This window comes from Candidatus Ruminimicrobium bovinum (assembly GCF_902760015.1).
In the GTDB taxonomy this organism is placed as follows: Bacteria; Elusimicrobiota; Endomicrobiia; order Endomicrobiales; family Endomicrobiaceae; genus Ruminimicrobium; species Ruminimicrobium bovinum.
The window spans coordinates 1-5,470 of record NZ_CACWEU010000058.1 but is presented as its reverse complement, the minus strand read 5'-3'; the positions used below and the strand labels follow the sequence as shown (position 1 = coordinate 5,470).

Genomic DNA, 5,470 nt, shown 5'->3' with positions numbered 1-5,470 from the left:
TAGTAGTAAAATAGAACCTATGGGAGAAGATATAAAAAATGATTATCATTCATATTGGGATATTATTAAAGATAGTAATTCTTCTCCCGCATTACTGGCAAATTGTATGAGACAAGTAATGGAATGTTTCTTTGGCTTTGTAGAAAAGAAGGATTATTATAATGTATTTCAAAAAGAGCCATTGAATAATATAAAATATCGTTCTTTTTACAGATATATGAATAGAGAATCCCATTCTGATATGATAAATTTTTTTACATCGACTGATTTTGATTATAATAGTTATAAAGAAGCTTTTAAATTAGTTTTTAAAGAAAACGGATATGAAGAACATTATAAAAAAATGATGAAATAGAATTGTATTACTATAAAATTTTAAGGAGAAAATAATGGGATATATAGATTCAAAAGTTGAACCTTTAGAGAAAATTTTAAAAGCTGAAATATATTATATTGATTTTTACCAAAGAGAATATATTTGGAAGACAAATGTAGTAAAAACTTTATTAAATGATATTACTTATCATTTTAATCAATCATATAAACCAGATGTAGATATTACACAAGAAACAATTAACAAATACAACTGGTATTATTTAAATATCTGTTTAATAAATAAAGATAAAGATAGTGGTAAACAATATATAGTTGATGGACAACAAAGATTAACAACTTTATGCTTAATAGCTACCAAGTTATATCATTTATTAAACACTAATTCTAAAAAATTTCATAGCTTAATAGGAATAATAAAAAGATGCATATTTGCAGATGATAGTTACGAAGGAAATATATGTTTAATAGATAATGATAAAAGAAGGGAAGTAATGGATTTTATTTTTAAAATAAAAGAACCAAAAACAATAACAGAGGAAAATATCTTAGGAAGATTTAGAGATATTTCTAAATATTTTAATGATTTTTTATATATTGGTGATAAAAAACAAATTTTGGATGAAAAAAAATTAGAAGCATTTACTCACTTTTTTTTAGAAAAACTAATATTAATAAAAGCAAATATAAATCAAAACGATACTCCTATGGTATTTGAAGTAATAAATGATAGAGGAGTAGCTCTAAAACCATTTGAAATATTAAAAGGTAAAATGTTGGGGGCTTTAGATAAAAGTGATATTGAAACTTATAATGACTTCTGGGAAAAATCTTTAAGTAAAATATCGGATAAAGAAGATGAATTTTTCCAGAATTATATGAAAGCTAAATATGTATATACAAAAAATTCTAAAATAGAAACTCCAATAAATAATGAATATCATAGATATATTTTTGAAGACAATGATATAGCTAAAGATTTAAAGTTTAGGAAAGAAGATTTTTCTCATATAGAAAATATTAAAAATTTTATAAAAACAGATTTAGAATATTATTCAAAATTGTATAACAAAATAACATCTAAAACCAAATATGAATTTGTTGATTATAATAAAGAAATTAATGATTTGAACGGTCAATATCAAAATATAATCTCAGCTTGTAGTATTAATGATAGTAACGAAGAAGAAAAGATAAAAAACATTTCTTATGAAATTGACAGAATGTATATGCTTTTAAAGTTAAATGGTTTTTATGATAGCAATGAATATACAGAGATACAATACAATTTAAATAAATTGTTGAAAGGTGCAGATTGTGAAAATTATAGAAGAATATTTAATTCCATTTTAGTAGATATAATAAAAGAAAAAACAGACAAAGATAATGTTGAAACTTTGTTGGATTACAACAGATTTAGCTAAAGAGGATATAATAATTTAAAAGTTGATTTTTTAAAATATTTTTTCGCAAGAGTAGAACAATATTTATGTAAAGAAATAGGTACAGAAATGATTGATAATATTTATAATATATCAATGAAAAAGAATTATCATAGAGAACATATATTGTCAAAAAACGAAGAAAACAAATCATATTTTAAAGATGAACAAGAGTTTGAAAATGAAAGGAATAGAATAGGAGGTTTGTTGTTGCTATATGGTAGAGATAATGAAAGTTCTGGAAATGAACCATATTCGGAAAAATTAAAGACATATAGCAATAGTTTTATTTGGGCAAGAACATTAACAGAAAATTGGTATCATTCAAATAAACGATTTGAAGATTTTAATTTAAGGTTTGAAGCAAAAACAGGTATTAAATTTGAAAGCGAAAAAAAGTTTGATAAAGATGCTTTAGAACGTAGAAGTAAATTACTATTTGAGATAGTAAAACAAATTTGGACACCAGAAATATAACATATCATATTAATACTGCTCCGGTGATAAGATACAGTAAGTTAAAAGTTCAAAATTTTACAAGTTGTTTTTCAACACGAATTTTTATATTATATTATTATATTGTAGAATTGATGTTTGCTATAAATGTTTTTAAAGTTCTTTAATCTTGTTAAAAGGTCAAAATTAAGGTTTAAAAAGCTAAAAGCATAACAGTTATAAAGTTCGTATAATAGCTTGAAAGTTGCTTTAATTTTTGATAAGTTTATAGACGATAAACACTTATATTTAAAGTCGTTTAATAGACGACCCGTGCATGTATGATTGGAACTCTTAAAGAAATTTATAGAGTTTTTGAACAATAAATCCTTCGAAATAACATCGGCTTTTATACCAATGTTATTTTTTATTCCAAATATTTTATATAAATTACTTTTATATTCCAAAACAGTATCAAACTTACCGAAGATATATTTAATATATTCTTTGAGGTCAATAACAGGATAACAAATACAATACATAGTAAATAATAATTTATTTTGATAAAATACAAGAAAATAGGATGTGTTTTTGTGAATAATGTAATAAAATAAGAAAAAACGGGAGAGATAAATATGCTTAATTTTATTAATAAAAAAACTGTAATTAACTTCGTAGTATCAATAATTATTTTATTTTTATTTCTTTTATTAATAGACTTTTTAAATCTTAGGTATATAGACATTAGACATATAAAAATATTCTTGTTTTGTTCCGTTGTCATTAATATTGTATCTTTATTGTTTGTATCTCAAAAGCAATATTATAAAAATTTTATTTTGATATTTTTGTTTTTTATAAGCATATTATTTATCAAAATATTTAACAATCAAACTTTTGATCATGACAGTATCAAATTTTTAATTGCTTTTTATGTAGGGATAACAAACTTATATTTAATTTTAATTTGTTTTTTTTACAAAAAATTTAAATTATTGAGTTATATATTACAATTTCTTTTCTTGTTTCCAACTCTATTTATTTGGCAATATTTTTTTATTTCAGACAGTTTCATTAATACCGACACAATTTTAGCTATTTTTCAAACAAATATCGGTGAAGCAAAATCATATATATATGATTTTATCGGAATAAAACAAATTATAGGTTTAAATATACTATTAATAATTTCTTTTTTTATTTTAAGATTCAACAATAAATTAGTATTGAATAATACCAAAAACAGAAAATTTTTATTAGTTATATTAATAATATCCGTATGTTTAAATATATTTTTAATGTATAGATACAAATATAACATTGTTGCACAAATATTAACTGACACAACAAACAAACTTAAAGAGTATGAAAAGTTTAAAGAACAGGTAGCCGAAAGGAAAATTAGAGATATAAAAATTGATGAAAAAGAAAATATAAATAAAGGTGTTTATGTTCTTGTAATAGGAGAATCTCAGAATAAAGAACACATGTCGGCTTACAGATATAATAAAAAACAACACCATGGTTGGATTCCATGGAAAATGAAAAAAATTTTATTAAATTTGAAAACATATATTCATACCATACACATACCGTGCCGGTTTTAAGTTATGCATTAACATCTAAAAATCAATACAATAAAATTGATATGTCCAAAGCAATATCAATTTTAGATGTAGCAAAAGCTGCGGATATACAAACCGTTTGGTTAAGTAACCAAATTCATTATGGCGGATGGGATACACCTGTAAGTGTAATTGCAGACTCTGCTCAACAACAAAAATGGATAAACGATAATTATGGTGAAACTACCAGAACTACATGGTATGATATAAAACTAATACAAAAATTAAAATCAATAAAACTTTATGATAATATGTTCATAGTGATACATTTAATGGGAAATCATAGTTCTTACGAAGATCGTTATTCAAAAGAATTTGATGTGTTTAAAGATAAAAATTCCAGAATTGCAAAATATGATAATAGTATTTTATATAACGATTATGTTGTAAAAAGCATTTTTGAAACAGTAAAAGATATTCCTAACTTTAAAGCTTTAATATATTGTGCGGATCATGCGGATGCCGTAGATCAAAATTTGTTTCATGATGCTTCGCAATATGTTCCAAATATGACATATATACCACTCTATGTTTTTTTATCTGATTCATATATAAAAAGCAACAAACAAAAATATATAAATTTATGTAATAATAAGAAATATTTTTGGACTAATGATTTATTATTTGACTTATTGCTTGGTATTTTGAATATAAAAATACCTGAAATATATGAACAAGAAAATGATATTACAAATGAAAATTATAATAACAATATAAATAGATTTAGAACTTTAAATGATAAACCTATTACCATGGATTTTAATAATATTGAAAACATTTTAAAATATTACAATATACCTAAAAGTGAATATAAAACCAAAAGAAATATAACTATTACCAAAAGGTCAATATGGTTACATCGGGTAAACCAAAAAGAGAGATTAAAAAAATATTTTGACCTTTATACAGGTTTTGAAATGGCTATATACTTTAATAGTAAAAAACAAAGTTTTAATGTAAGTCATGATAATATAGACGGAGATGAAAATTTGGCTGATATGTTAAAAAATATAAAAGGTTTGGAACAAAAATATTTATGGCTTGATTTTAAAAATCTGGAACAGAGCAACAAAGAAGAAGCTTTAATAAATTTAAATAAAATAGTGGAAGATAATAAATTACAAAGAGATCATATTGTTGTTGAAAGTCCAAATCCGACGGCATTGGATATTTTTAAAAAAGACGGATATTACACATCTTTTTATTTAAATTATTATATTAGCAGTTGGACACAATCTGGTAAATTTCCGGAGTTATTATCCGAATATATAAAAAATTAGATGATAGTATCGTTGATTTTGTTTCTTGTGATGCACATTATTTTGATATAGTAAAATACTATTTTCCGAATGTTGCACATCTTTTTTGGGTGTTGGACGGACCAAATAATCAAAAAAACAAAACAGATTACATTTTTGAAACAGATAAGAACACATATGTGATTTTAAATCAAAACTTTTAAGTTTTTTATTGAAAAATTGATTGAGTTTTTTTCAATTATATATAAATAATGTTGGATATATGGCTACAGCACAAAGTATTATATGTAATATAATAAGATTATTCCGCAAAAAGTGTAAAAATATTATTTTTGTGAAGTAGACTTCACTTTGCAAAAAGGGTAAAATTACCATT

4 protein-coding genes and 1 pseudogene are annotated in these 5,470 nt (G+C 23.1%); all 5 read left to right on the top strand.

The window, feature by feature from the left end; translation table 11 throughout:
* On the top strand, positions 1–355 hold a 355-nt coding region (locus ACMUOV_RS02085), incomplete at its 5' end, for an AAA family ATPase (RefSeq protein ID WP_413853318.1).
* Between the two features lie 34 nt (positions 356–389).
* On the top strand, positions 390–1,757 hold the full coding sequence (locus ACMUOV_RS02080) for a DUF262 domain-containing protein (RefSeq protein ID WP_413853316.1): 1,368 nt from the start codon (positions 390–392) through the stop codon (positions 1,755–1,757).
* 42 nt (positions 1,758–1,799) lie between these two features.
* Positions 1,800–2,252, top strand: a pseudogene (locus tag ACMUOV_RS02075) (DUF1524 domain-containing protein); the annotation flags it as partial.
* A gap of 953 nt (positions 2,253–3,205) precedes the next feature.
* Positions 3,206–3,817, top strand: a complete 612-nt coding sequence (locus tag ACMUOV_RS02070; RefSeq protein WP_413853314.1) for a hypothetical protein — start codon at positions 3,206–3,208, stop codon at positions 3,815–3,817.
* Positions 3,745–5,115, top strand: a complete 1,371-nt coding sequence (locus ACMUOV_RS02065) for a phosphoethanolamine transferase (protein WP_413853312.1) — start codon at positions 3,745–3,747, stop codon at positions 5,113–5,115. The genes ACMUOV_RS02070 and ACMUOV_RS02065 overlap by 73 nt, the downstream gene beginning before the upstream one ends.
* The last annotated feature ends 355 nt before the right edge of the window (positions 5,116–5,470 follow it).